This is a genomic window from Flavobacterium sp. XGLA_31, assembly GCF_051547105.1.
Lineage (GTDB): Bacteria > Bacteroidota > Bacteroidia > Flavobacteriales > Flavobacteriaceae > Flavobacterium.
In genome coordinates this window covers 37,003-61,551 of record NZ_JBPTTM010000009.1, presented here as the reverse complement: position 1 = coordinate 61,551, position 24,549 = coordinate 37,003, and the positions used below count along the sequence as shown (strand labels likewise).

The window sequence follows — 24,549 nt, the reverse complement described above, 5'->3', positions numbered from 1 at the left end:
AAAAAAACAGAATAAAACAGATAAAATGAGAGAAGAATTTCTAAATGAAGATGATAAAATCCAGGAAAAATTAAAACAAAAAACCTGGAACGAAATACGAACTAATGATTCTTGGGCTATTTTTAAAATCATGTCCGAGTTTGTGAATGGTTACGAGAGCATGGCGCGTATTGGACCGTGTGTTTCCATTTTCGGTTCGGCACGAACCAAACCGGATAACAAGTATTATATTTTAGCCGAAAAAATTGCCTATAAAATCAGTAAAGCCGGTTATGGTGTCATTACCGGAGGTGGCCCGGGAATTATGGAAGCCGGGAACAAAGGAGCCCATCAAGGAGAAGGAACTTCAGTAGGATTGAACATCGAATTGCCTTTTGAACAGCATTACAACCCGTATATCGACAAAGATAAAAACCTGAATTTCGACTATTTCTTTGTGCGTAAAGTAATGTTTGTCAAATATTCGCAAGGTTTTGTGGTGATGCCGGGCGGTTTCGGAACCTTGGACGAATTGTTTGAAGCGGTAACGCTGATTCAAACCAAAAAAATTGGCAAGTTTCCTATCATACTGGTAGGTTCTGAATTTTGGTCCGGACTGATTGACTGGATTAAAACCGTACTCATCGAAAAGGAACACAATGCGAATCCTGACGATATGAACTTGATAAAAATTGTGGACACCGAGGATGAAGTGGTAGAAGTGTTGGATAACTTCTATAAAAAATACAACCTCAGCCCTAACTTTTAATGTCAAAAGCCTGAACTTAGGTTCGGGCTTTTTAAATATTTCGCCGACTGATTTATGTTTTTCAACTCGTTTCATTTTGCCATTTTCCTGCCTATAGTTTTTATACTGTATTGGTTTGTGGGGCACAAATCGAAAATCAATCAAAATTATATCCTGATTTTAGCGAGTTACTATTTCTACTCCTGTTGGGATTGGCGCTTCTTATTTCTATTGGTATTCTCTACGCTGCTCGACTATGTTTCGGCTATGAAAATAGAGCAAAGTAAAACCCCTGCCGAACGAAAAATGTGGCTTTGGCTGTGTGTTTCCATCAATATTGGCTTTTTGGGCGTCTTCAAATACTATAACTTTTTTGCGACTTCCTTTGCCGAATTGCTAAATGGTTTCGGATGGCATACAAGTCCGTTACTCTTGCAGGTAATCCTTCCGGTAGGGATTTCTTTCTATACGTTTCACGGCTTGTCTTATATCATTGATATTTATTACGGACGAATCAAATCAGAGAAGAACTTCGTTGATTATTCCTTATTCGTAAGTTACTTTCCGTTATTGGTCGCCGGACCTATTGAACGGGCAACCCACTTGTTACCGCAGGTCAAACGAAGACGTAAATTCAATTTTAACAAAGCCAAAGAAGGGGTGTATCAAATCGTATGGGGATTGGTCAAAAAAGTGGTAATCGCGGATTCCTGTGCCAATTACGCCAATGCCATCTTTGACCATTACCAATCCATGAATTCCTTGTCGTTGTTGCTGGGTGCCGTATACTTTGCCTTCCAGATTTACGGTGACTTTTCGGGTTATTCCGATATAGCGTTAGGTACTTCCAAACTTTTTGGTATCGATTTGCTGAAAAACTTTAATTACCCCTATTTTTCGAGAGATATAGCCGAGTTTTGGCGCAAATGGCATATTTCACTAACCACTTGGTTTAGGGATTATCTCTACATTCCGTTGGGTGGCAGCAAAGGTTCAAAGTGGATGAAAATCCGCAATACGTTTATCATCTTTTTGGTCAGTGGTTTTTGGCACGGTGCCAGCTGGACCTTTATTGCCTGGGGCTTGATTAATGCGTTGTATTTCTTGCCGTTATTGCTGTTGAATCGAAACCGAAAAAATCTGGATGCCTTTGCTTTAGGCTTCAATTGGGAATCCATCCGAACAATTTTTAATATACTGGTTACCTTTGCTCTTACTTGTTTGGCCTGGGTGTTTTTCAGGGCGCGCACCATTACTGATGCTTTCGGGTACCTCAAACGTCTCTTTCAAAACCGCGTATTTGCGGAACAGTATTTCCCTATTGAACGCTACAATTACGAACTGATTGCTCTGGTTGTTATTTTTGTTATCGTGGAATGGAATCACCGCAGCAAAGTTGAACCCATATCGGGAAGATTCAGCTGGCTGAAACTGAGTTTATGTTTGGCCGCTATTGTAGCATTGGGAGTGTTCTCTGATTATAAGGAATTCATTTATTTTCAATTCTGATGAAACAGTTTAGTATTTTCATCCTTAAAATTGCAGCAGTACTCATTCTGACGATGGGGTTACTCGATGTGCTCTATACTACGGTGTATTTACAATCGAATTCCCGCAATAAAATTGCTTACTTATACAATTCCAAAGACCTAAACTACGATGTTGTTTTTCTTGGTTCTTCAAGGGTGAATAATCATTTTGTACCGAAAATATTCAATGATCGGGGCTACAAAAGTTACAACTTCGGCATTACCCGTTCGCGGCTGGAAGAATCGGCTTTGATGCTCAAACTGATGGTGGAACGCCACTACAAAATCAAAAACCTGATCCTGCAGGTGGATTTAAACATCAACACCAATGATCATTCCGAAGCGATTCGCTCTTTGTTTATGCCTTATCTGCATCGCTCGCAAATCATTCGCGACCATTATAAAAATATTCCCGAATACAACCAACTGATGTACATCCCGTTTTATCGTTACATGCACTACGATGCACGGGTAGGTTTTAGGGAAATGTACTATTCACTTGTTCATAAGAGAACAAATGTATTAGACAACGACGGTTTTCATGCCTTGACATCAAATCCTGGAAAGATGGTTCCGGCTGACTTGTCGAAATACTATCCGAAACGCAATGTAGCTTATGAAGAAATAAAAGCCATTTGTAAAAAGAACCATATCAATCTGATTGCCGTAACTACACCCATGTGTATGAGTACCATTAACCGAGACTATTTCAATCATATTCAGGAAATTTATCCCGAGATTCACCGTTTTGAAAATGCGGTAACCGATGACAAGTACTTTGCCACTTGCGGACACATGAACAAAGCCGGTGCAGAAGCTTTTACACAAATTATATTTAACGCCTTTTTCAAACCCCGATAATTCCCTTGAAAAAACTATTCCATATATTGCTTTTGATAGGCTTTATGACCACCGCGCAACACCATTCCAAGTTTGTGGTGGAAGTAGATGGCGATACCAAAACGCTTACGGTAATCCAGGAGCTTACCTATTTCAACCAAACAAAAGATACGTTAACCAACATTGTTCTCAACGATTGGATTAATGGATATACGTCTAAATACACCCCTATGGCTGCCCGCTTTTCGGATGAATTTGAGCGTAGTTTTCATTTGGCCAAAGAAAAAGAAAGGGGCCGAACCAGCAACCTCACCATTATCAACGAAAACAAATCGTTCCTCACTTGGGAACGCGATGCCAATCACCCGGATGTAATTCAAATACGGCTGCGCGACAAACTGTTGCCCAATCAGAAAACCACAATGACGCTTACCTACTTTGTCAAAGTGCCAAGCGATGATTTCACTCACTTCGGCTATGGTAAAGAGGGAAAAATGAATTTGAAAAACTGTTTTCTTATCCCGGCTCGTTATGAAAACCGGGAGTTTGTTAAGTACGACAACCTCAATTTGGATGATGCGGCAAACAGCCTTTCAGATTATGAAATGGACATCAGGATTCCTCCTCATTTGGTGTTAAATTCCGATTTGGATGAAATCAGCAAAACAGACAACCATTATGTGTTAAGCGGTAAAAATCGACTGGACTTCAATTTGTTTATTGACAAACCCAATGTTTTTTCAGTATACAAAAACAGTGACTTGGCCGTGGTTTCCGACCTGAGAGACAATCGCTTAAATGACATTCAAAAAGCCATCGTGATTGACAAAATTGTAGGCTTCACAGCAGCCAATCTCGGCAGTTATCCACACGAAAAAATTGCCGTTACTCAGGCCGATTACGAACGAAATCCTTTTTATGGCTTAAATCAGTTACCGGTTTTTATCAGTCCGTTTTCGGATGAATTTTTGTTTGAAATTAAATTCTTAAAAACCTATCTGAACAATTATTTACACAATGTACTGCAACTCGACCCCAGAAAAGACAACTGGATTTATGACGGGATGCAGGTGTATGTGATGATGAAATACATTGAAGAGTTTCACCCCGATGCCAAAATGATGGGCAGCGTCGCCAAGCTGAGACTGGTACGCGGGTACAACTTGGTCAGCCTCGATTTTAATGGCCAATACAGTTATTTTTACATGCTGATGGCCCGTAAAAATTTAGACCAACCGCTGAGCAATGCCAAAAATACATTGATTAGATTCAATGAAAAAATCGCCTCAAAATACCGCGCTGGATTGAGTTTGAAGTACCTCGACAGCTACTTGGAGCACGACATCGTGCCAAACAGCCTCAAACAGTTTATCGAATTGAACAAAGTACGGCAAACCAACCGTAACGATTTTGAAACGCTGCTAACCACGAATTCTCCCAAAAAGCTCAACTGGTTTTTTGACAAAATAATCGATTCCCGAGACATCATTGATTTCAAATTTGAAACCGTTACCCGTACCAAAGACAGCATCAGCTTCAAACTGAATAATAAAACCGAAACCAACGTACCCATACCGATATATGGGATTAAAGACAAAACGGTGGTTTCTAAAACCTGGATTGATACTTTTCCGAAAGACACTACATTCACCATTCCCCGAAATGAGGCCGACAGGATTGTCATCAATTATAAAAATGAAGTACCCGAGTTTAACCTCAGAAACAACTGGCGTTCCCTGCACGGTTTTCGTCTGAACAACCGTCCGATAAAGTTCAATTTCATGAAGGATTTGGAAGACCCGAATTACAACCAGATATTGTATGTCCCTACCTTGGAATATAATTTATATGATGGTTTTCTGCCCGGGTTCCGTTTTCACAACAAAACCATTTTGGACAAGCCCTTTATTTTTGACATCAACCCTACCATTTCCACCAAAACCCGAAATATCTCCGGAAAAGCCAACTTTTTTGTCAATCAATACAACCGTGACAGCAAATTGTATAACATCAAGTACATCGTTGGCGGACATTACCTGCATTATGCTCCCGATGCCTATTATACAAAAGTGGCTCCAACCGTATTCCTGAATTTCCGTCCGGACGATTTTCGTGACAACCACAAATCATCTATTGTAATTAAAGAAGTGATGCTCAACAAACAACAATCAGCATACATCACTTCCGAAGACACCCGAAATTACCAAGTATTCAATGCCAAATACATTGATACCAAAACCGAAGTAACGCATCACTTTCACTTTTTGGCCGACATGCAATACGCTGCCAATTTCAGCAAACTGGCTTCTGAAATTCAGTATCGAAAATTGTTTGACGATAACCGGCAATTGAATCTAAGGGTATTTGCCGGGACCTTTTTACATAACAAAACCGAAGACGATTACTTTTCCTTTGGATTGGATCGTCCAACGGATTATTTGTTCGAAAGTGAGTACCTGGGGCGTTCCGAAAAAACAGGACTATTCAGCCAACAATCTATCATCATGGATGGTTTTTTCAAATCAAAGTTGGAAACCCGGTTTGCCAATCGATGGATGACCACGGCCAATGCCAGTTATGGGATTTGGAATTGGGTAGAAGCTTATGGTGACATCGGTGTCATCAAAAATAAAGCTACTGATGCCCAATTTGTTTACGATAGCGGTATCCGATTAAATTTGGTTACCGATTATTTTGAACTGTACCTGCCGGTGTATTCCAGTAACGGTTGGGAAGTAGGCAACAAAAATTATGGTGAAAAGATTCGATTTATCGTAACCTTCCGTCCGGAAACGCTTATTAACCTTTTCACCCGAAAATGGTTTTAAAATACGCTTAAATCCAATCAACTTTAAAAATATTTCTGTTTTAAAAGGATTTTGTTGAATATTATTCAACACATCTTCTTTTTAAACCCAATAAATTACAGATACTTAAATTATATTTTTTCCACAGTATAACAATTATTACTGCTTTTTATTTAAATTTGTTACCTTAAGTAACCTTTCCGATTATGAGTGAAGTAAGCGCTGCCACTAAAACCGAAATCACTTTTGACGATTTCAAAGCCGAAGTATTAAACGATTATAAGATTGCCACCATCAGCAGAGAATGTAGTTTGCTGGGACGAAAAGAAGTACTGACCGGAAAAGCCAAATTCGGCATCTTCGGTGACGGAAAAGAAATACCGCAATTAGCCATGGCCAAAGCCTTCCAAAACGGTGACTTTCGTTCAGGCTATTATCGCGACCAAACCTTTATGATGGCCATCGGCCAACTCACCATTGAGCAGTTCTTTGCCGGTTTATACGGACATACCGATTTAGCTTTCGACCCTATGAGTGCCGGACGTCAAATGGGTGGTCACTTCGCTACACATTCGCTTGACGAAAACGGAAACTGGAACAACTTAACCCAACAGAAAAACTCAAGTGCCGACATCTCTCCTACTGCCGGGCAAATGCCCCGTTTGTTAGGATTGGCACAGGCATCCAAAATATACCGCAATGTTCGTGGCTTAGAAAACTTCACCAAATTCTCTAACGATGGAAACGAAGTCGCTTGGGGAACCATCGGAAACGCCTCCACTTCAGAAGGCTTATTCTTTGAAACCATCAATGCCGCCGGAGTATTGCAAGTTCCTATGGTCATGAGCGTATGGGATGACGAATACGGTATCTCGGTACATGCCCGCTACCAAACTACCAAAGAAAACATCTCCGAAATCCTAAAAGGATTCCAACGGGATGAGGATACTAAAGGCTACGAAATTCTCAGAGTTAAAGGCTGGGATTATCCGGCTTTAGTAGAAACCTATCAAAAAGCAGCTGCCATTGCCCGTGAAGAACATGTGCCGGTTTTGATTCACGTAAACGAATTGACTCAGCCTCAAGGACACTCTACCTCGGGTTCGCACGAGCGTTATAAAAATGCCGAGCGCTTGGCTTGGGAAGCCGAGTTTGATTGTGTGGCACAAATGCGAAACTGGTTAATCGAAAACAACTTGGCTACGACCGAAGAATTAGAAGCTATAGAAACGGCCTCGAAGAAAGAAGTCATGGAAGGCAAAAAAGCGGCCTGGGCTGCTTTTACGGCTCCAATCAAAGCGGAACAACAGGAATTAGTTGCCTTGTTAACCAGTGTTGCCGCTTCAAGTGCCAACAAAGTTTTTATTGAAAAATATGCTGCTGATTTGGCTTCCATAAAAGAACCCATCCGTAAAGACATCATCACCTTGGCCCGTAAAGTATTGCGTATGGTGGTGAACGAAAACGGTCAGGCTCCATTAGCGGCTTGGATTACCAATTATACCAACAAAATCCAACCGAAGTTCAGCTCACATTTATTTTCCCAATCGGATAAAAATGTATTAAGTGCGACTGAGGTCTTACCTAACTATGACGCTAACGCCGAAGAAGTAGATGCCCGTTTGATATTGCGTGATAACTTTGACGCTATTTTCAACAAATACCCTGAAGCCTTAATCTTCGGGGAAGATTCCGGAAATATTGGCGACGTAAACCAAGGGTTGGAAGGCATGCAGGAAAAATACGGAGAACTCCGCGTGGCTGATGCCGGTATCCGTGAAGCTACCATACTCGGACAAGGAATTGGAATGGCCATGCGCGGCCTGCGCCCTATAGCCGAAATTCAATACTTAGATTATTTACTATATGCCATCCAAATCATGAGCGATGATTTGGCTACCTTACAATACCGAACCCAAGGCCGTCAAAAATCTCCGTTGATTATCAGAACACGTGGGCATCGTCTGGAAGGTATCTGGCACTCGGGCTCCCCGATGGGAATGATTATCAATGCCATTCGCGGGATTCACGTGTTGGTACCGAGAAACATGACCAAAGCAGCCGGATTCTATAATACGTTATTAGAAACGGATGAGCCGGCTTTAGTAATTGAATGTTTGAATGGGTACCGTTTGAAAGAAAAAATGCCAACCAATTTAGGTGAATTCAAAACTCCGATTGGGGTAACGGAGACGATTAAAGAAGGAACTGATATTACCATCGTTTCGTATGGTTCAACTCTTCGCATTATTGAGCAGGCAGCCAAAGAATTACAGGAAGCAGGAATTGATGTCGAAATTATCGATGCGCAATCCTTACTACCATTTGACATCAATCACGACTGTGTGAAAAGTTTAGCCAAAACGAACCGCCTACTGGTTGTTGACGAAGACGTACCGGGAGGTGCATCTGCCTTTATTTTACAACAAATTGTAGACGAACAAAAAGGGTACCGCCATTTGGATAGCCAACCGCAAACCCTGACCTCTAAAGCCCACCGTCCGGCCTATGGTACCGACGGGGATTACTTTTCTAAACCTTCTGCAGAAGATGTGTTTGAAAAAGTATATGCTATCATGCACGAAGCCCAACCGGACAAGTTTCCTAGTTTGTATTAATATCGAAAGGAGCCATTAGGCTCCTTTTTTATTTCAAACTGTCACCCTTGATGGCTTAGGGTGGGCTTTGCCGTGGCTTTCCCATAAGGGAGCTATATAGTAGAAGTACGAAGTGGGAAGTACAAAGTACGAAGTATGAAGTAAGAATTACGAATCAGGAATTACGGAGTAGTTGATTTTATGCTATTTTACTGTATTTTTACGATACTTACTTGTATGCTATGTCTAAAGTTATTATTGATGCTGAGCATTTGAGGCAATTAGCCGTATTGGATACCGAAATAAGGGTGCTGAATGTGGAGAAGATTAAACTACTCTTTACTGCGCTTGAGATTAAGCTGACTGCTGTTGATTTTGAACGGCTGATGGCGTGGGAACTTGTACTTGTTTGTGTACCGGACAAGCAAATGGCGGTGCAACTGAATAAGCTTGCCGCCTATATACCCAACCTTAAGTTTACAGTTGACGCAACACAGCCTCTTTTTACGTTGATGCAGGGAAAGAAGAGCAAAAGAGTTTGGAAGGAGCGGTAAATAATAAAGAAGGCCGTATCATAATCACGCGAAAGGATTGACTTCGTCGAATTTCATTTCGCGCGGGAGCAGGGCTATCGGGTTGTATAATAACACTTATTCAAATTCGATCTTGCAATATTCCCCCATACATTCCCTAAATATTTTCTTTTTAATTGATATTATTCGAGGGAACTGACAACCTTTATAATACTCAAAAATAGCCATGCCATCACTAATATAATTATTAGAAATTTTCTTATATTTGCACCGATTTAACCCTCTGCATCAGCAGAGTAAAAACTTAAAAAACCATGAGTGGTACACCTTTAAAAAATCAGATAATATCGTGGCTAAAAACAAACCCCTATTGGCTACAGTATGCGGGAAATTCAATTCTCGAAATCGGAGTTATTACCCATGATCTTCTCGACAAAACTTACGATTACTTTAAGGAGGACAATGGTCTAAAACCCATCGAGGAAACACGTGCAGAAATTACCTTCAATGAAATTCAGACCGATGCAGCCGCGGTCAGTCAAACGATAGCCTTGCGGGCGATAAAAGACATATCTCATGTAAATGCCTTGGCCGCAGGGCAGTCAATTAGCATCGGCGATAACCTAACTGTTATCTACGGAGGCAATGGAGCCGGAAAATCCGGCTATGTTCGTATGCTAAACAACGCTTTCGATTCTCGGGGCGATAAGAACATTCTGGGCAATGTTTACGTTGCAGGCGTTAGTGGAGCCCCTTCATGTACGTTCACTTTTGACGACGGAAGCGCACAAACTGACCTTGTATACCCAGCAAACGGAAATGATCCTGCGTTTCATAAATTTGCGATATTCGATACTCAAAGTGTCCGCGTCCATTTGGAGGGCGACAATAAACTAAATTTTACACCCATCGGCTTTGAATTTTTCGAGTTGCTAGATATTTTTTATAATGCACTAAAGGATAAGCTGGTTACCGAGATTGCAACAAACAAGCCCGTCAACAGCTATCCGGATAGTTTTACAAGCGACAATTTAGTCAAGCAGACACTCTCTGGATTAAGTGCATCGACCGATGAAGAAGCTTTGAAAAAAATCGCTGGGCTTTCGCAAAAGGAGGGAGAGTTATTTACTGAACTTGTTGCTAAACAAAAGCAGCTTAAAGATCTAGATATCCCGAAAAAAGTCAGCGGATTACAGGACTTGAAAACTGCCTTTAACGACTACATTTCCAAACAGCAAACTGTACTGGACAGGATCAAGCAAGATAACATAGAGCAATATACTGCTTTGCTTAAAGATCACGCCAAATTTTTGGAGCTTACCAAGCAGGAGGGTATTACAGCTTTTCAGCAGTACAATATTGCAGAGATCGGAAGTCCAGAATGGCAAGCCTTTGTAAAAGCGTCCAGAGTTTATGCAGACAAAATTGAAAACTCTCGCGATGGCGCTCACTACCCTTCCCAAGAAGACGCATGTCTTCTTTGTTTAAGGCCTCTTGGCGACGATGAAAGGAAACTTTTTGAAACCTATTGGAATTTGCTCAAAAGCGAGGCTGGCCGTGAACTGCAAAGAATTGAAGCGGAAATCTCCGAAACGGTTCAAGCCTTATCAGGCCTTGCCGTTCCTGTCTTTGATGAAACGACGACATACTACAATAACGTCTTAGGTACTAACCCTGAATTGGCAAAAAAATGGAAAGAAATTAGCGAGACAGCAGAACTTCTAAAGAAAAATGTCATTGCAAATTTAAGCAACAGAAATCTCGCTTTGCCGATGCAATCCTTTGCTTTCAATACGGACGAATTGATGCCTTCCGTAATGCTTATATATTCAGAGATTGGTACTTTGTTACAATCAAATCCCGCGCAGGAACTTGCAGACTTGGAAAAACAGATCGCTCTGCTTGGCGACAGGCATATGATGGGCAGAATGATGAAAGGCATTCTCGAATTGGTTGCTTCGTACAAGTGGGCGGCGAAAGCAGAAACAACCGTTGCAGCTTTGAACACGGCTTCAATTACCAAGGAACAAGGGAGGCTTTTCGGACTGCACATAACCGACAAATACACCAATCTATTTAATGATGAGTGTGAGAAGTTGCGTGCTCCTAAAGTGGTGAGCATAGTGCAGAAAAACGCAAAAATTTCATCCTTCAGAAAATTGCAAATCAATGGCGCGGCGGCGAACAGTGTTTTAAGTGAAGGTGAGCAAAGAGCGATTTCTTTAGCTGATTTCCTGACAGAAGCGCAGCTTAACCCAAATAACAAAGGTCTCTTTTTTGACGATCCTGTAACGTCGCAGGATCATATTAGAAAAGAATATATCGCCAGCAGGCTTGTTGATCTTGCACAAGCTAAACAGGTGGTTGTTCTAACGCACGATATCGGATTTTTTATCAGGCTACAGATTGCATCTGAAGAAGCGGGAGTAAATTGCTTAGTGACCACGATGAGAAATGTTCATGGCACGCCCGGAATCATCAGACCTGACTTACCTTGGATTGCTCAAAAAGTAGGAGATCGAGTGAAAACTCTTAGAGACAGACTTGTAAGATTGAAAGTTCTAGAAAAAGCTGGCGATGATGATGAATATTTGATTGCAGTGAAGTCATGGTATGGATTATTGAGAGAAGGCTGGGAAAGGGCGGTTGAAGAACGTTTGTTTAAAGGAGTAGTCGAAAGATTTGGATTAGGAGTGCAGACGCAGAAACTTAAGAAAGTAGTGATAACACCAGAACTACTGGCTGATATAGAGAAAGGTATGACAGATACTTCAAATTGGGCGCACGATGCGGCGGCTGCAAGAGATATCCCGCCGCCAGATACCACCCAAGCGCAAGCTGATTTGGATTTCTTGGATGCGTTTACAAAAAAATGTCCCGCAGCTTAAAAAAACTGGAACTCATGAATTTAGAGTTAGAAACAATAAACAAGCTATTCGATACAGCAGAAGCACATTACATGTCTAGGCACAAAAAGAATGCTACTTACCTCGATGCACACAAACGTAACTGGCGAATGAATTTACAGGTAAGGAATCAAAAGACATTATTGCGATGGCAAATATACTTGTACAAAATTATGCTGGAAACAAGGAAGAACTAAAGATAAAGCTTGAAGAAATAATTGATAAAAGAACTGCGAGCCTGTGATGAAAATTGCAGGCTACTAAATAATAGAGAAATGGACAGAGAGAACATCAAAAACGAACTGATATCAGAGGTTGAAAAATTACTAAACCAATCAAAATATAAAACGAGACGTGCGCAAGGCTTGGATAAATTGTCCGCGATGGCTGATCATGTAGGCATGGCTGACACATTCGCAAAGGAAATGACCAACAAACTAAATGAAATTTTGGTAAAGCATAAAGTAGATTTCAAGGAAAACGAAAAAGAGGAATTCACGCAATTTCTTAAACCTACAATTGAGGCATTGATGTCGCGTTATTTAAGAAACTGAATACGCTGACTTATTTTCTATAGAGAATTCGTTTTCATTATTTCCTCAATTCCTCTAAATAAGCCACTTTATCTTTTTCTGCCTGCAGGAGTCGTTCGTATAACCTTTTGTTTTCCTCGTAAGATTCAATTAGCTTTTCCAGAGGATTAAAAGTACAACTAAAATTAAAGGCTGAGGATGCATTATCAATGTTGTAAGTGTTGCCAATAATATTTAGTACCGCTTCTTCACTAAAATTCTTAATTCCCTCTGTTGATACCTCCAAAGCCTCAGCGATTTTCAGTAATACCTTCTCCTCTACTTCCTCGCTGTTTTCAATATGCGAAATGGTTTGCTGGCTTACCCCTATAGCTTGTGCCAATGCTTCCTGTTTCATGCCGCGGAGTTCGCGGATTTTACTGATTTTGCGGCCTATGTGGCTTTTATTTACTAGGTTCATCATAGTTTAGTTAGTGCATTAATACCCCTTATTTGTACAAAAATAGCGATTTTTTATTAGTGTAAAGTAAAACAATTTGGAGCATAATCACTATTCCAAATTGGATTATTACTATTCAAAACCGTATTATTTTATATCTGTAACAGTGCCGAAGAACTTAAACTACAGATTGACCTTCAGACAAACCGATTGCCATTCTATAAAAACCGTCACATCTGACAAACTTATGTTTCTTTTTTTGCAAAAAAAGATGCACCTTAGCAAAGTAATATGGCTGTTGTTCAATTAATTCCCAATACATGATGTGGTGGTACTATTTATTAGTCTTTGCGGGCGCCTTCCTATTTGATGTAGTCCCTATTCCGTTTCCACCGGCACTTACCATCATGGTACCGCTACAAATCATGTATCACCTGAATGTATGGTGGGTGACAGTCATAGGAGTGGCGGGTTCCATACTGGGAAGGTATGTACTCACGCTTTACATCCCTTTGTTATCAGAGAAAATATTTAAAGCCAAGAAGAATAGAGAAGTGCAGTTCCTCGGAGAAAAAATAAGTGAAAACGGCTGGAAAAGTCAGCTCCTTATTGTTACCTATTCCTTACTGCCGTTGCCTACCACCCCATTGTTTTTAGCCGGCGGTATGGCCCGAATCAAACCCATCAAGATTATTCCGGGATTTTTTATCGGCAAATTCATCAGCGATGCGACAGCTGTACATTTGGGTAAATTTGCTTCAGAAAATGTAGATGAGCTATTTCGCGATACCCTGTCCTGGCAATCCATCACCGGAATGATTATCGGGATAGTATTGCTCTGTGCGTTGTTGTTCATTGACTGGTTTTCGCTGCTTAAAGACAAAAAGTTTAAGTTGGATTTTAACATCTGGAACCGAAGAGAGCCCTCTGATAATTAACACCCTGTTCTACGAGTTCCCAGCGAGGCATTTTTCACCAAATAGTCAGCCGGGAATAACTTGCAATCGGTAATTTGTGATTCCCAATTGGTAATTAATTATATTTGTGGAAAATTAAAAAACCATGCAACATATCATTGACCGTTTCGTAAGTTATGTCACTATCGACACCGAATCGGATCCCAACTCCACTACTACTCCAAGTACAAAAAAACAATTTGATTTAGCCAACAAACTGGTAGACGAACTCAAAGCCATCGGGATGACCGAGGTAACTATTGATAAACACGGCTATGTCATGGCTACCTTACCTTCAAACGTAGACCACAAGGTTCCTACGATTGGTTTTGTTTCGCATTTTGACACCACTCCTGATTTTACCGGAAAAGATGTAAAACCGCAGATTGTAAAGAATTATGACGGTGGTGATATTGTATTAAATAAAGAACACAACATAGTGCTTTCACCCAACTACTTCAAAGATTTGTTATTGTACAAAGGGCAGACTCTAATCACTACCAATGGTTTGACATTATTGGGTGCCGATGACAAAGCCGGTATTACCGAAATCATGACGGCTATGGAGCACATGATTCAAAATCCGCAAATCAAACACGGAAAAATCAGAGTGTGCTTTACCCCTGATGAAGAGATTGGACGTGGTGCCGATTTGTTTGATGTTAAAAAATTCGGAGCCGACTGGGCCTACACCATGGATGGCAGCCAGATTGGCGAATTAGAATATGAAAACTTTAATGCTGCCGGTGTCAAAATTACCTTCAAAGGAAAGTCGGTACACCCAGGTTATGCCAAAGGCAAAATGATTAACTCCATGTTGATTGCCAACGATTTTATCAATGAATTACCTAAAGGCGAAACGCCACAGGAAACCAAAGGGTACGAAGGCTTCTTCCATGTTACCGGTTTATCGGGAAGTATAGAGGAAACCAAGCTGGAACTGATTATTCGTGACCACGACATGAAAAAGTTCAGAAAGCGCAAAGAACTGGTAACACAAATCACCAAGAAATTCAACAAAAAATTCGCCAAACAGTTTGGTGAAGATATCGTAATCACGACCATTACCGACCAATACTACAACATGAAAGAAAAAGTAGTACCGGTTATGTTTATTGTGGATCTAGCTGAAAAAGCGATGAAATCCTTAGGGATTAAACCGTTAATCAAACCCATTCGCGGCGGAACAGACGGTTGTCGTTTGTCGTACATGGGCTTACCGTGCCCGAATATTTTTGCCGGAGGACACAACTTCCACGGAAAATATGAGTATGTACCCGTAGAGAGCATGCAGAAAGCAGTGGATGTGATTGTAAAGATTGCAGAATTGACAGCTACTACTGATTTTACTAAAAAAAGTAAAGAAAAAGGAAAAGGTAAAAAGAAATAAAATTTCACGACAAAAGGTTCTTGATGGTATTTTCTTTTCGGAGAAAACAAAAGAACTGACCAATACCCGGGACTATGAAAGAAAGATACACTTGGGATAAAGTCAACCAATGGGGTGAAGAACTCGGCCTGTTGCGCAGCATTATTCAACAAACCGAGTTGGTAGAAACTACCAAATGGGGCGGTGAAGTGTATACAATCAACAACAAGAATGTGTTAGGCATTGGCGGATTTAAAAGTTTCTTTACCGTTTGGTTTTTCAATGGCGTCTTTCTGAAAGATGATGCCAAGGTTTTGGTCAATGCCAATGAAGGCGTGACCAAGGGATTGCGTCAGTGGCGTTTTACTTCGGCTGAGGAGGTTGACGAAACATTGCTTTTACAGTACATTCTCGAAGCCATAGCCAATGAAAAAGCCGGGCTTTCCATCAAACCCGAAAAGAAACCGGCAATGCATTGTGATTTTTTGGCAAATGAACTTAAAAAAGACCCTAAGTTAAAAGTTGCTTTTGAACAATTCAGCCCTTATAAACAAAAAGAGTTTTGGGAATTAATGGCCACAGCGAAACAGGAAAAAACCAAAGTAACCCGCTTTGAAAAAATCAAACCGCTCATCCTCGAAGGCAGAGGACTGAACGATAAATACAGAAAATAATCTATAATAAAAAAATCCCAAACTGTTCAAGTTTGGGATTTTTTGTATAAAGCGACTAAGTGTTTTAGTCCTTAGGCTTTTTTATTCAACGCGGCTGTCATTTCCAATGAAATGGCTGAACGTTCTATTTTCAGTTTACCGGACATGGTTTCAATTACGGCTGTTCCTTCTGAAAGCTCGGCAATTTTACCGTGAAAGCCGCTTTTGGTAATAATTTTATCGCCTACTTTTAAACCGGCTTCGAATTCTTTTTCTTGTTTAATTTTCTTTTGTTGCGGGCGAATCATAAAAAAATAAATCACCACAAACATTAATAAAAACGGTAAATACTGTACAAATTGTGCACTCATAATAGTTGCTTATTTAGTTCCCTTCGGAACGATGTTAGATTTAATATGTAAAATTTTAATTCCTTCTTTAACGTTACAAAATAAGGTAACGGTTTTCGTAGTTTCTCCCATTTTTCCGGCAGAATTAAACGATACTTTAATAGTCTCTTCATCTCCCGGGCTGATTGGGTCTTTAGGATATTCCGGTACGGTACAACCACATGAACCTTTAGCGTCTTTAATAATAAAATCGGCATTTCCGGTATTTTTGAATTTAAATTCATACGTTACCTTGTCTCCCTGTGTGATGGTTCCGAAATCATGTTCTTCGGTTTCAAAGGTCACTTCGGTGGTTCCATTACTTTCTTTCTTACATGAAGTTGTCAAGGCCAAAGTCGCCATGACAAACACTAGGCACATTCTTTTAATCATATTCTAATTATTTATTACATCAAACCTCTACCGGTTTTTTTAATTTTATTTTCGTTTTCAAATTCTTTGACCAAATTATCCAGGATTCCATTGATAAAGATACTACTCTTAGGGGTGGAATACTCCTTGGCAATTTCCAAATATTCATTGATGGTAACTTTAACCGGTATGGAAGGGAATTTCAAAAACTCACAGATGGCCATTTTTAAAATAATGGTATCAATTTCAGCAATACGGTCGGCATCCCAATTGGGTGTTTTGTCAATGTATTCTTTGGCCAGTTCCAACTCATTTAAAACCGTTTTTCTGAACAGCAAACTAACAAACTCTTTGTCCTCTTCGTCTTTGTAAAGTTTGATTACTCTGAAATCCTCGTTTTCTGAAAGCTGTTTTAACTGCTTTTGAATTTGTGTATTTACCAAAGGGACATCATCAATCCAAGTGAGTTTATGATCCTCAAGGTATTCGTATAATTTTTCGTTAGGCGCTACGATATCCGTGAAAACATCCACTATAAACTGGCGGTCTTCCTCAAAAGTACTTTTTTTGGATGTACTCATGTAGTTTCGGTACAAAGTACTTTTCTTGATTTCGTTCAGCAAAATCAAAATATAGTCATCATTTAGTGACCAATTGTCAATTTTTCTCTTTTCAAGAGCAATACTCAACGAACTGCTGTTCTCCAAAAGTTGCAGGACGGCATTATCAATAAACTTTTTATTGGGATTTTTTTCTTCCGGTGTAGCCAAATGTTTTTTGCTGGAAGCCTCCAAGAAAATGATTTCTTTTTTTCTGATTTCAAGCAATGAAGACAACATGGTTAAGTACAAATCCTGAATATTGTCAATACTGTGAATTAAGAATTTCTCTTCTTTTTCTAATTCATCAGAATTTTTTTGATGCATCGCGTAGATGGATTGCATCACCTTTACTCGAATATGTCTTCTGTTTAGCACGGGTAAGAACTTTTTAAAAATTAACAACGCGAAAGAAAATCTTTCGCGTTGCAAAAATAGTAATTTATTTATTTTGAATCCGCTTATTTAGCAGCGTTTTCTTTTTTTCTTTGATCAATACGGTTTTGAGCAATCTGCATGGCAGCTTGCTGCGTGGTCATATTGTTGGCTTCAGCAAAGTTAAAAATCTCTAAGGTAGTGTTATAGATATTTTCTGTTCTGCGGATAGCTTCTCCCGGTTCGTACTTCACGATCTCAGCATACACATTAATAATTCCACCGGCATTGATTAAGAAATCGGGAGCATACGCAATACCTCTTTCTCTTAAAATTTGTCCGTGAACAGACTCAACCGCTAACTGATTGTTGGCAGCACCGGCAATTACTTTGGCTTTGATTTTGTAAATGGTATCATCGTTGATGGTTGCTCCCAAAGCACAAGGAGAATAGATATCCACATCGGCGGCGTACAAATCCTCTCCTGTATATATTTTAGCACCATATTTAGCCACCATATTTTCCATTTTATCCTGGTGAATATCGGCAACAAACACTTCAGCTCCTTCTTTTCTCAAATGACTGATTAAGGTCTCTCCCACATGGCCTGTTCCTTGTACCAATACTTTTTTACCGTCCAGATTATCAGAACCGAATTGGTATTTAGCAGCCGCTTTCATCCCCATATACACACCATAGGCTGTTACCGGAGAAGGGTTTCCTGAACCACCTCTTTCAACAGAGATACCGGTTACATGTTTGGTCACACTGTTGATTCTGTCCATATCTTCTGTGGTAGTTCCCACATCTTCTGCAGTAATATATTTTCCGCTTAATGAATCTACAAACTGACCGAAACGTATAATCATTTCAGGGGTTTTATCCAATTTGGAATCTCCAATGATTACCGCTTTACCACCACCCAAGTTTAATCCGGTGATTGCCGACTTGTAGGTCATTCCGCGAGACAAACGCAATACATCATTTAAAGCTTCCCATTCATTGTTGTATTTCCACATTCTGGTTCCGCCAAGAGCCGGTCCCATCACTGTATTATGTATACCTATTATTGCTTTTAAACCTGTATCTTTGTCGTTACAAAAAACAATTTGTTCATGATTATCAAAAGACAGTTGACCAAAAACAGGATCCATCTTTTTCAGCTCGGCTGGGGTTGTGATTTCTGAAGTCATTTTGTAATTATTTAATTTAGACTTTTTTCAAAAAAGTCAGCGCAAAATTATAACTTTATTCAATAAAATTTACTCAAACAGAGATTAATTACTAATTTGTTAATAAAAACCATTTTAATCAAGAATCCTTTAATTTAATTATATCCAATAATTTTAACAAAAAAGAAACACATAAGCTTGTTTTTAGTTATCTAAAATGAAAGAACTTCAATATTTAAACAAATATTTCATCAAATACAAATTCCATTTTTTATTAGGAATTATCATCACCATTGTAGCTCAAATCTTTTCATTATTCACACCAAAGCTGGTCAGCAAATCCTTTAAGGTTATTGAAGATTTTCACAAGAGCAGCATCAGTAGTGAGGTAGTGAAAACGGAACTCATTCAAAACATTCTTTGGATTTTAGCTACCACTTTGATTGCCGGTGTTTTACAGTTTTTAATGCGTCAGACCTTAATTGTAATGTCGCGTCATGTGGAGTTTGATTTGAAAAATGAAGTCTTCAGACACTATGAGGTACTGGATCAAAATTTCTACAAACGCAACCGAACAGGAGATTTAATGAACCGCATCAGTGAAGATGTGGCCAAAGTGAGAATGTATGTGGGCCCCGCAGTGATGTATACCATCAATACCTTTATTCGCTTTACGGTGGTCATTATTTATATGTATAATGTATCACCCCGACTTACACTGTATACCATTTTACCTTTACCCATATTGTCGTATATCATTTTCAGATTGAGTACCGAAATCAATCAGCGGAGTACCGTTTTTCAACAATTTTTGTCCAAAGTATCCAGTTTTACTCAAGAGATTTTTTCGGGAATCAGAGTAGTCAAGGCTTATGGTTTAGAAGAACAATACCAAAACAATATGTCAGACCTGGCCAAAGAGAGTAAAATCAAAAGCATGAGTTTGGCCCGTGTACAATCCCTTTTCGGCCCGTTAATGATTGCGTTAATTGGCGTGAGCAACCTGACCGTCATTTATTTTGGCGGATTAATGTATATTGACGGAACCATAAAAAGTATTGGTACTATTGCTGAATTTATTTTATATGTCAATATGCTGACCTGGCCCGTTGCTTCCATAGGATGGGTTTCCTCTTTGGTACAAGAAGCCGAAGCGTCTCAGAAACGCATAAACGAATTCCTGAAAATAGAACCCGAAATCAAAAACAATACTGCCGAGCATAGTGACATAATGGGAGACATTGAATTCAAAAATGTAACCTTTACCTATGAAGATACCGAAATCAGTGCTTTACAAAATATTTCATTTAAAGTAAAAAAGGGAGAAACACTTGCCATTTTGGGTAAAACAGGGGCCGGAAAATCAAGTATTCTATCGTTATTAACGCGGATGCACGATATCAAAGAAGGCCAAATTACCATAGACGGCAAAGCTATTCATCAGGTAAATCTGTTTGATTTGCGCAACAGTATCGGTATAGTGCCGCAGGATGCTTTTTTGTTTTCGGACACCATTAAAAACAACATCAAGTTCGGAAAGGAAAATGCCACCGATGAAGAAGTCATAAATGCCGCCAAAAATGCCGTTGTACACAACAACATTATGAATTTCAATAAGCAATACGACACTATTTTGGGTGAACGCGGGATTACGCTTTCAGGCGGGCAAAAGCAGAGAGTTTCCATCGCCCGTGCGATTATCAAGGACCCTAAAATCCTATTGTTAGACGATTGTCTTTCGGCTGTAGATACGGAAACCGAGGAACAAATTCTGAATAATTTATTGGAGATTACTAAAAACAAAACCACCATTATCGTGAGTCACAGAGTCTCTTCAGCCAAGAATGCCGACAAAATCATCATTATTGAGGAAGGACGTATCATACAAGAAGGTTCTCATAATCAATTAGTAAACCAAGAGGGCTATTATGCGGAATTGTACTTAAAACAACTTTCGGAAAAAGAATTAAATTAATTGTTGTTTCATAACAAAAAATTTACCATTTTTGAACTGTACACAAACACTATTTAATTGACCGAAAGAATATGAGAGAAAACGATATGTTAGAAAAAGATGAGATTTTTTCTAAAGTTTTAAGAGCAGGAAGAAGAACTTATTTCTTCGATGTGAGAGCTACAAAAGCGGATGATTATTATATCACCATTACAGAAAGTAAAAAATTTACCGAAGAGGACGGGTCGTTTCACTTCAAAAAACACAAAATCTACCTGTATAAAGAAGATTTTGCCGCGTTTACTGATATTTTAGAAGAAATGACTTCTTATGTACTAAATCACAAGGGAGAAGAAGTAATTTCGGAAAGACATCAAAAAGATTTTAAAAGAGACTATCAGCAAGAAGCCACAGAAGAAAAAACTTCAGCTTCGGAAAAGAGTTTTACCGATATTGATTTTGACGATATTTAATACAAAAGCCCGAAGATTTCGGGCTTTTAAATTTAAAATACCATGCAAAAAATTGCTCTTTACATCAAACGATTTACCGATTTCATTGACAAATACGGAATGCCGTTTCACGCATTGAGTATGCTGTTTTGGATTTGGATTCTTAACATGAACATCAACAGTCCCGAGCGCGAAACCACCCCGCTGAAAGTTTCTTTTTATATCACCGTTGTTTTTATAGTATTGAGCTTGTTCAACCTGATCACAAGCATACTAAAAAAAATGAAAAAGAATTAACCGATACGTAAGCCGTTCTCCACTTTAAAATCTGAAACCAACAACACTATGTCATTATCATGACCAACAGAACCCAGCACCAAACACTCACTCATAAAAGTGCCGATTTGTTTCTTTGGAAAATTGACCACCGCAACAATTTGTTTGCCTATTAAATCCTCTTTTGAATATCGTTTCGTAATTTGAGCGGATGATTTTCTGATTCCGATTTCCGCTCCAAAATCAATGGTTAATTGGTAAGCCGGTTTTCGGGCTTCGGGAAAATCTTTGACTTCGAGTATGGTTCCGATTCGCATCTCCGTCTTTTCAAATTCTGACCAAGTAAGACTTTTTTCCATAGTTCACAAACTAAAAAAACACTCTTTTCAGAGTGTTTTTTGATTATTTCATTGTAACGTAATTGTATATTTTTAATCCTTGTGCATCATCTAAATGCGCTTTCTTTTGCATTTTGTCCATTATCGGCTTCCATTCCTGAGCCGAGAATCCTTTTGGGTCATACAGTTTATGACATTTGGCACAATTGTTTTCATAAAGCATTTTCCCTTCAGCCAATTCAGCCGTCATTACAGTAGAAGCTGACTCTGTTTTTGTTGCTGCCGTAGTTGGCACACTCGATTTGGAGGCACAAGAATAAATGATTACCGACAATAAGGCCAAGGCCACTACTTTATACTTCATAGTTTTTCAGTTTATTGGTTTCCGGTAAATGTATAAAAAATCCCAACAAAAAATTGTCGGGATTTAAATATTTAACTAAATCTTAAATTATTTTACGTCCATCAACTCAACGTCAAAAATCAAAGTTGCATCGGGCGGAATCACACCACCGGCACCACTTGAACCATATCCTAAATATGAAGGAATGACAAAACGGGCTTTATCTCCCACTTGCAACAAAGCAATACCTTCATCCCAACCTTCAATCACATGTCCTTTGCCAAGAGGAAACTCGATTGGTTTTTTTCTTGGATAAGAAGAGTCGAACGTTTTTCCGTTTTCCAATTGTCCGGTATAATGTACTGAAACCGTTTTTCCTGCTTCCGCTTTTTTACCGTTTCCTTTCTGGATGAATTTGTATCGCAATCCGCTTTCCGTTTTTTCGAAACCGGCAGCCAATTTTTCCATAGCTGCTTCCGCTTGTTTCTTTGCTTCCTCTATTCTTTTGGCACGAGAACCTTCAAAAGTTCTGAATGACTCAATAGCATTCCATTTCTGTGCTTCCTCTCCCACTCTGATGATTTCAATACCTTCAATGATATCACCCTGTACAATTTGATTGACAATATCCTGTCCTTCTACCACATGACCAAAAACGGTATGCTTATCATCCAACCAAGTGGTTGGAACATGCGTAATGAAGAATTGAGATCCGTTAGTCCCGGGACCCGCATTGGCCATAGACAAAACACCCGGTCTGTCATGACGCAAATCAACATGAAATTCATCATCAAAATTATAACCCGGTCCCCCTGACCCAATACCTTGCGGACATCCGCCTTGTATCATAAAATCAGGAATAACACGATGAAACTTCAATCCGTCATAATAAGGTTTCCCCATTGGTCTGGCTGAGTTTTCCAATTGTCCTTCTGCCAATCCAACAAAATTCCCTACTGTACCGGGAGTTAAATCGTGTGTCAATTTTACTAAAATCGAACCTTTAGTGGTATTGAACTTAGCATATATTCCGTTTTCCATTGTGTATATTTTTTAAAATGCAATGCAAAGGTAGTATATAAAATTGTAATTTTGGCTACGATAAAAAAACGAAAACATGAGTTCCATATACAGTAAAGCCGATAACGACATATTCATTTCGAGAATCAACAGTCTTTCGCCCGAAAGCAAAGCCCAATGGGGGAAAATGACCGTAGACCAAATGCTGTCGCACTGTCAGGCTCCACTGGATTTCACTTTTGGCCATATGCCTATGAGAGCCAATTTTGTGATGCGGCTATTTGGAAAAATGCTTAAAAAGAAAGTTTTCGCAAGCACCGAATTCAAAAAGAACAGCCCCACAGCACCTGACTTTATCCGAACAAAACATTATGATTTTGACCAAGCCAAAAACGAGCTTATTCAAAAAATTGAGATTTTTTCCAGTTTGGGAAAAGATGCCATTAAAACCACAAATCATCCGTTTTTTGGAGAATTGACCTATGACGAATGGAGTCAAATGCATACCATGCACCTAGACCATCATTTGCGTCAGTTTGGGGTATAATTACCCAAGTAACTCATCTTTTTTCGACAGAATTGAAACCATGCGAATAGACATCATCACCATATTACCCGATTTATTGCGAAGCCCGTTTGAAGGTTCCATCATGAAACGCGCTATTGAAAAAGGATTGGTGGAAGTACACTTTCACAATCTTCGGGATTATACCAAGAACAAACAAAAAAGCGTCGACGATTATCAATTTGGCGGAGGGGCCGGCATGGTCATGATGGTACAACCTATTGACGACTGTATTACCCATTTAAAAAGCCAACGACACTATGACGAAGTGATTTATATGACTCCCGATGGGGAAACACTAAATCAAAAGATGGCCAATACCATGTCGATGTATGAGAATATCATCATACTCTGCGGTCATTATAAAGGGGTTGACCAACGGGTTCGCGATCATTTTATCACTAAAGAAATTTCGATAGGTGATTATGTGTTGTCCGGTGGTGAAATTGGCGCTATTGTATTATGCGATGCCCTTATTAGACTGATTCCCGGGGTTTTGAGTGATGAAACTTCTGCTTTAACTGATAGCTTTCAGGATAATTTATTATCGGGTCCCATTTATACCCGACCAGCCGATTACAAAGGCTGGAAAGTACCTGAAGTATTGACCAGTGGTCATTTTGCCAAAATTGAAAAATGGCGCGAAGACATGGCATATGAACACACCAAAAACAGACGCCCAGACTTACTGGATAATGAATAAAAAATAGCTGACGACTGATAATGAATCAGTTACGTTATTAAAAATTTATCAATTTATAATTGTTAATTGTCAATTCTTTTTTATCTTTGCCCCCACATTAGA

The 24,549-nt window shown here is 39.4% G+C and carries 24 protein-coding genes; 16 read left to right on the top strand and 8 right to left on the bottom strand.

Translation table 11 applies throughout. The features are described from left to right. Positions 1-25: 25 nt before the first annotated feature. From ACSVH6_RS13030 to ACSVH6_RS12995, 8 genes are all read left to right on the top strand, one after another. A complete protein-coding gene (locus ACSVH6_RS13030; protein WP_438079200.1) occupies positions 26-748 on the top strand; it encodes a TIGR00730 family Rossman fold protein in 723 nt (240 codons plus the stop codon). 54 nt (positions 749-802) lie between these two features. Continuing rightward, positions 803-2,236 (top strand): MBOAT family O-acyltransferase, encoded by a 1,434-nt coding sequence (locus ACSVH6_RS13025; RefSeq protein WP_438079198.1) that lies wholly within the window; start codon positions 803-805, stop codon positions 2,234-2,236. Further along, positions 2,236-3,117, top strand: a complete 882-nt coding sequence (locus ACSVH6_RS13020; protein ID WP_438079196.1) for a hypothetical protein — start codon at positions 2,236-2,238, stop codon at positions 3,115-3,117. The genes ACSVH6_RS13025 and ACSVH6_RS13020 overlap by 1 nt, the downstream gene beginning before the upstream one ends. Positions 3,118-3,122: 5 nt before the next feature. Beyond that, positions 3,123-5,924 carry an aminopeptidase gene (locus tag ACSVH6_RS13015; RefSeq protein ID WP_438079194.1) on the top strand — a complete coding sequence of 934 codons (2,802 nt, stop codon included), beginning with the start codon at positions 3,123-3,125 and terminating at the stop codon, positions 5,922-5,924. A 185-nt stretch (positions 5,925-6,109) separates the two neighbouring features. After that, positions 6,110-8,521 (top strand): alpha-ketoacid dehydrogenase subunit alpha/beta, encoded by a 2,412-nt coding sequence (locus tag ACSVH6_RS13010; RefSeq protein ID WP_438079192.1) that lies wholly within the window; start codon positions 6,110-6,112, stop codon positions 8,519-8,521. A 221-nt stretch (positions 8,522-8,742) separates the two neighbouring features. Further along, a complete protein-coding gene (locus tag ACSVH6_RS13005; RefSeq protein ID WP_438079190.1) occupies positions 8,743-9,054 on the top strand; it encodes a hypothetical protein in 312 nt (103 codons plus the stop codon). 293 nt (positions 9,055-9,347) lie between these two features. Further along, positions 9,348-11,921 (top strand): AAA family ATPase, encoded by a 2,574-nt coding sequence (locus ACSVH6_RS13000; protein WP_438079188.1) that lies wholly within the window; start codon positions 9,348-9,350, stop codon positions 11,919-11,921. A 293-nt stretch (positions 11,922-12,214) separates the two neighbouring features. Then, positions 12,215-12,493 (top strand): hypothetical protein, encoded by a 279-nt coding sequence (locus ACSVH6_RS12995; protein WP_438079186.1) that lies wholly within the window; start codon positions 12,215-12,217, stop codon positions 12,491-12,493. 37 nt (positions 12,494-12,530) lie between these two features. Here the strand turns inward: ACSVH6_RS12995 and ACSVH6_RS12990 are convergent, their stop codons facing one another. Then, entirely contained in the window at positions 12,531-12,932 is a 402-nt protein-coding gene (locus ACSVH6_RS12990) for a helix-turn-helix domain-containing protein (RefSeq protein WP_438079306.1), read from the bottom strand. A 299-nt stretch (positions 12,933-13,231) separates the two neighbouring features. Between ACSVH6_RS12990 and ACSVH6_RS12985 the strand changes: the two genes are divergently transcribed. The 3 genes from ACSVH6_RS12985 (at position 13,232) to ACSVH6_RS12975 (ending at position 15,910) form a co-directional block, all read left to right on the top strand. Continuing rightward, a complete protein-coding gene (locus tag ACSVH6_RS12985; protein WP_438079184.1) occupies positions 13,232-13,849 on the top strand; it encodes a hypothetical protein in 618 nt (205 codons plus the stop codon). A 124-nt stretch (positions 13,850-13,973) separates the two neighbouring features. Beyond that, a complete protein-coding gene (gene pepT / locus ACSVH6_RS12980) occupies positions 13,974-15,257 on the top strand; it encodes a peptidase T (protein WP_438079182.1) in 1,284 nt (427 codons plus the stop codon). A gap of 74 nt (positions 15,258-15,331) precedes the next feature. Beyond that, on the top strand, positions 15,332-15,910 hold the full coding sequence (locus ACSVH6_RS12975) for a YdeI/OmpD-associated family protein (protein ID WP_438079180.1): 579 nt from the start codon (positions 15,332-15,334) through the stop codon (positions 15,908-15,910). Positions 15,911-15,981: 71 nt separating this feature from the next. On the opposite strand, the gene yajC is transcribed toward ACSVH6_RS12975, so the two are convergent. From yajC to ACSVH6_RS12955, 4 genes are all read right to left on the bottom strand, one after another. Beyond that, the gene (yajC, locus tag ACSVH6_RS12970) at positions 15,982-16,260 is read right to left on the bottom strand and encodes a preprotein translocase subunit YajC (RefSeq protein WP_438079178.1); all 279 of its coding nucleotides are present in this window, start codon (positions 16,258-16,260) and stop codon (positions 15,982-15,984) included. Positions 16,261-16,269: 9 nt separating this feature from the next. Then, positions 16,270-16,671, bottom strand: coding sequence for a DUF1573 domain-containing protein (locus ACSVH6_RS12965; RefSeq protein WP_438079176.1), 402 nt, complete (start codon positions 16,669-16,671; stop codon positions 16,270-16,272). Between the two features lie 14 nt (positions 16,672-16,685). Then, a complete protein-coding gene (nusB, locus tag ACSVH6_RS12960) occupies positions 16,686-17,594 on the bottom strand; it encodes a transcription antitermination factor NusB (protein ID WP_438079304.1) in 909 nt (302 codons plus the stop codon). A gap of 116 nt (positions 17,595-17,710) precedes the next feature. Next, positions 17,711-18,817, bottom strand: a complete 1,107-nt coding sequence (locus tag ACSVH6_RS12955) for a Glu/Leu/Phe/Val family dehydrogenase (protein ID WP_438079174.1) — start codon at positions 18,815-18,817, stop codon at positions 17,711-17,713. 196 nt (positions 18,818-19,013) lie between these two features. Here ACSVH6_RS12955 and ACSVH6_RS12950 point away from each other — a divergent pair, with 196 nt between their 5' ends. The 3 genes from ACSVH6_RS12950 to ACSVH6_RS12940 all read left to right on the top strand — a co-directional run bounded on the left by ACSVH6_RS12950 (position 19,014) and on the right by ACSVH6_RS12940 (position 21,499). Continuing rightward, the gene (locus ACSVH6_RS12950; RefSeq protein ID WP_438079172.1) at positions 19,014-20,771 is read left to right on the top strand and encodes an ABC transporter ATP-binding protein; all 1,758 of its coding nucleotides are present in this window, start codon (positions 19,014-19,016) and stop codon (positions 20,769-20,771) included. Positions 20,772-20,842: 71 nt separating this feature from the next. Next, positions 20,843-21,223 carry a PUR family DNA/RNA-binding protein gene (locus ACSVH6_RS12945; RefSeq protein ID WP_438079171.1) on the top strand — a complete coding sequence of 127 codons (381 nt, stop codon included), beginning with the start codon at positions 20,843-20,845 and terminating at the stop codon, positions 21,221-21,223. 42 nt (positions 21,224-21,265) lie between these two features. After that, the gene (locus tag ACSVH6_RS12940; protein WP_438079169.1) at positions 21,266-21,499 is read left to right on the top strand and encodes a hypothetical protein; all 234 of its coding nucleotides are present in this window, start codon (positions 21,266-21,268) and stop codon (positions 21,497-21,499) included. Here ACSVH6_RS12940 and ACSVH6_RS12935 read toward each other — a convergent pair. From ACSVH6_RS12935 to ACSVH6_RS12925, 3 genes are all read right to left on the bottom strand, one after another. Further along, entirely contained in the window at positions 21,496-21,837 is a 342-nt protein-coding gene (locus ACSVH6_RS12935) for a tRNA-binding protein (protein WP_438079167.1), read from the bottom strand. The genes ACSVH6_RS12940 and ACSVH6_RS12935 overlap by 4 nt on opposite strands. Before the next feature lie 43 nt (positions 21,838-21,880). Further along, on the bottom strand, positions 21,881-22,180 hold the full coding sequence (locus tag ACSVH6_RS12930) for a c-type cytochrome (protein ID WP_438079164.1): 300 nt from the start codon (positions 22,178-22,180) through the stop codon (positions 21,881-21,883). An 87-nt stretch (positions 22,181-22,267) separates the two neighbouring features. After that, positions 22,268-23,200 (bottom strand): peptidylprolyl isomerase, encoded by a 933-nt coding sequence (locus tag ACSVH6_RS12925; protein WP_438079162.1) that lies wholly within the window; start codon positions 23,198-23,200, stop codon positions 22,268-22,270. Between the two features lie 76 nt (positions 23,201-23,276). Here ACSVH6_RS12925 and ACSVH6_RS12920 point away from each other — a divergent pair, with 76 nt between their 5' ends. Together ACSVH6_RS12920 and trmD are read left to right on the top strand one after the other, a co-directional pair. Further along, on the top strand, positions 23,277-23,726 hold the full coding sequence (locus ACSVH6_RS12920) for a DUF1569 domain-containing protein (protein WP_438079160.1): 450 nt from the start codon (positions 23,277-23,279) through the stop codon (positions 23,724-23,726). Positions 23,727-23,766: 40 nt separating this feature from the next. Then, the gene (trmD, locus tag ACSVH6_RS12915) at positions 23,767-24,447 is read left to right on the top strand and encodes a tRNA (guanosine(37)-N1)-methyltransferase TrmD (RefSeq protein WP_438079158.1); all 681 of its coding nucleotides are present in this window, start codon (positions 23,767-23,769) and stop codon (positions 24,445-24,447) included. The last annotated feature ends 102 nt before the right edge of the window (positions 24,448-24,549 follow it).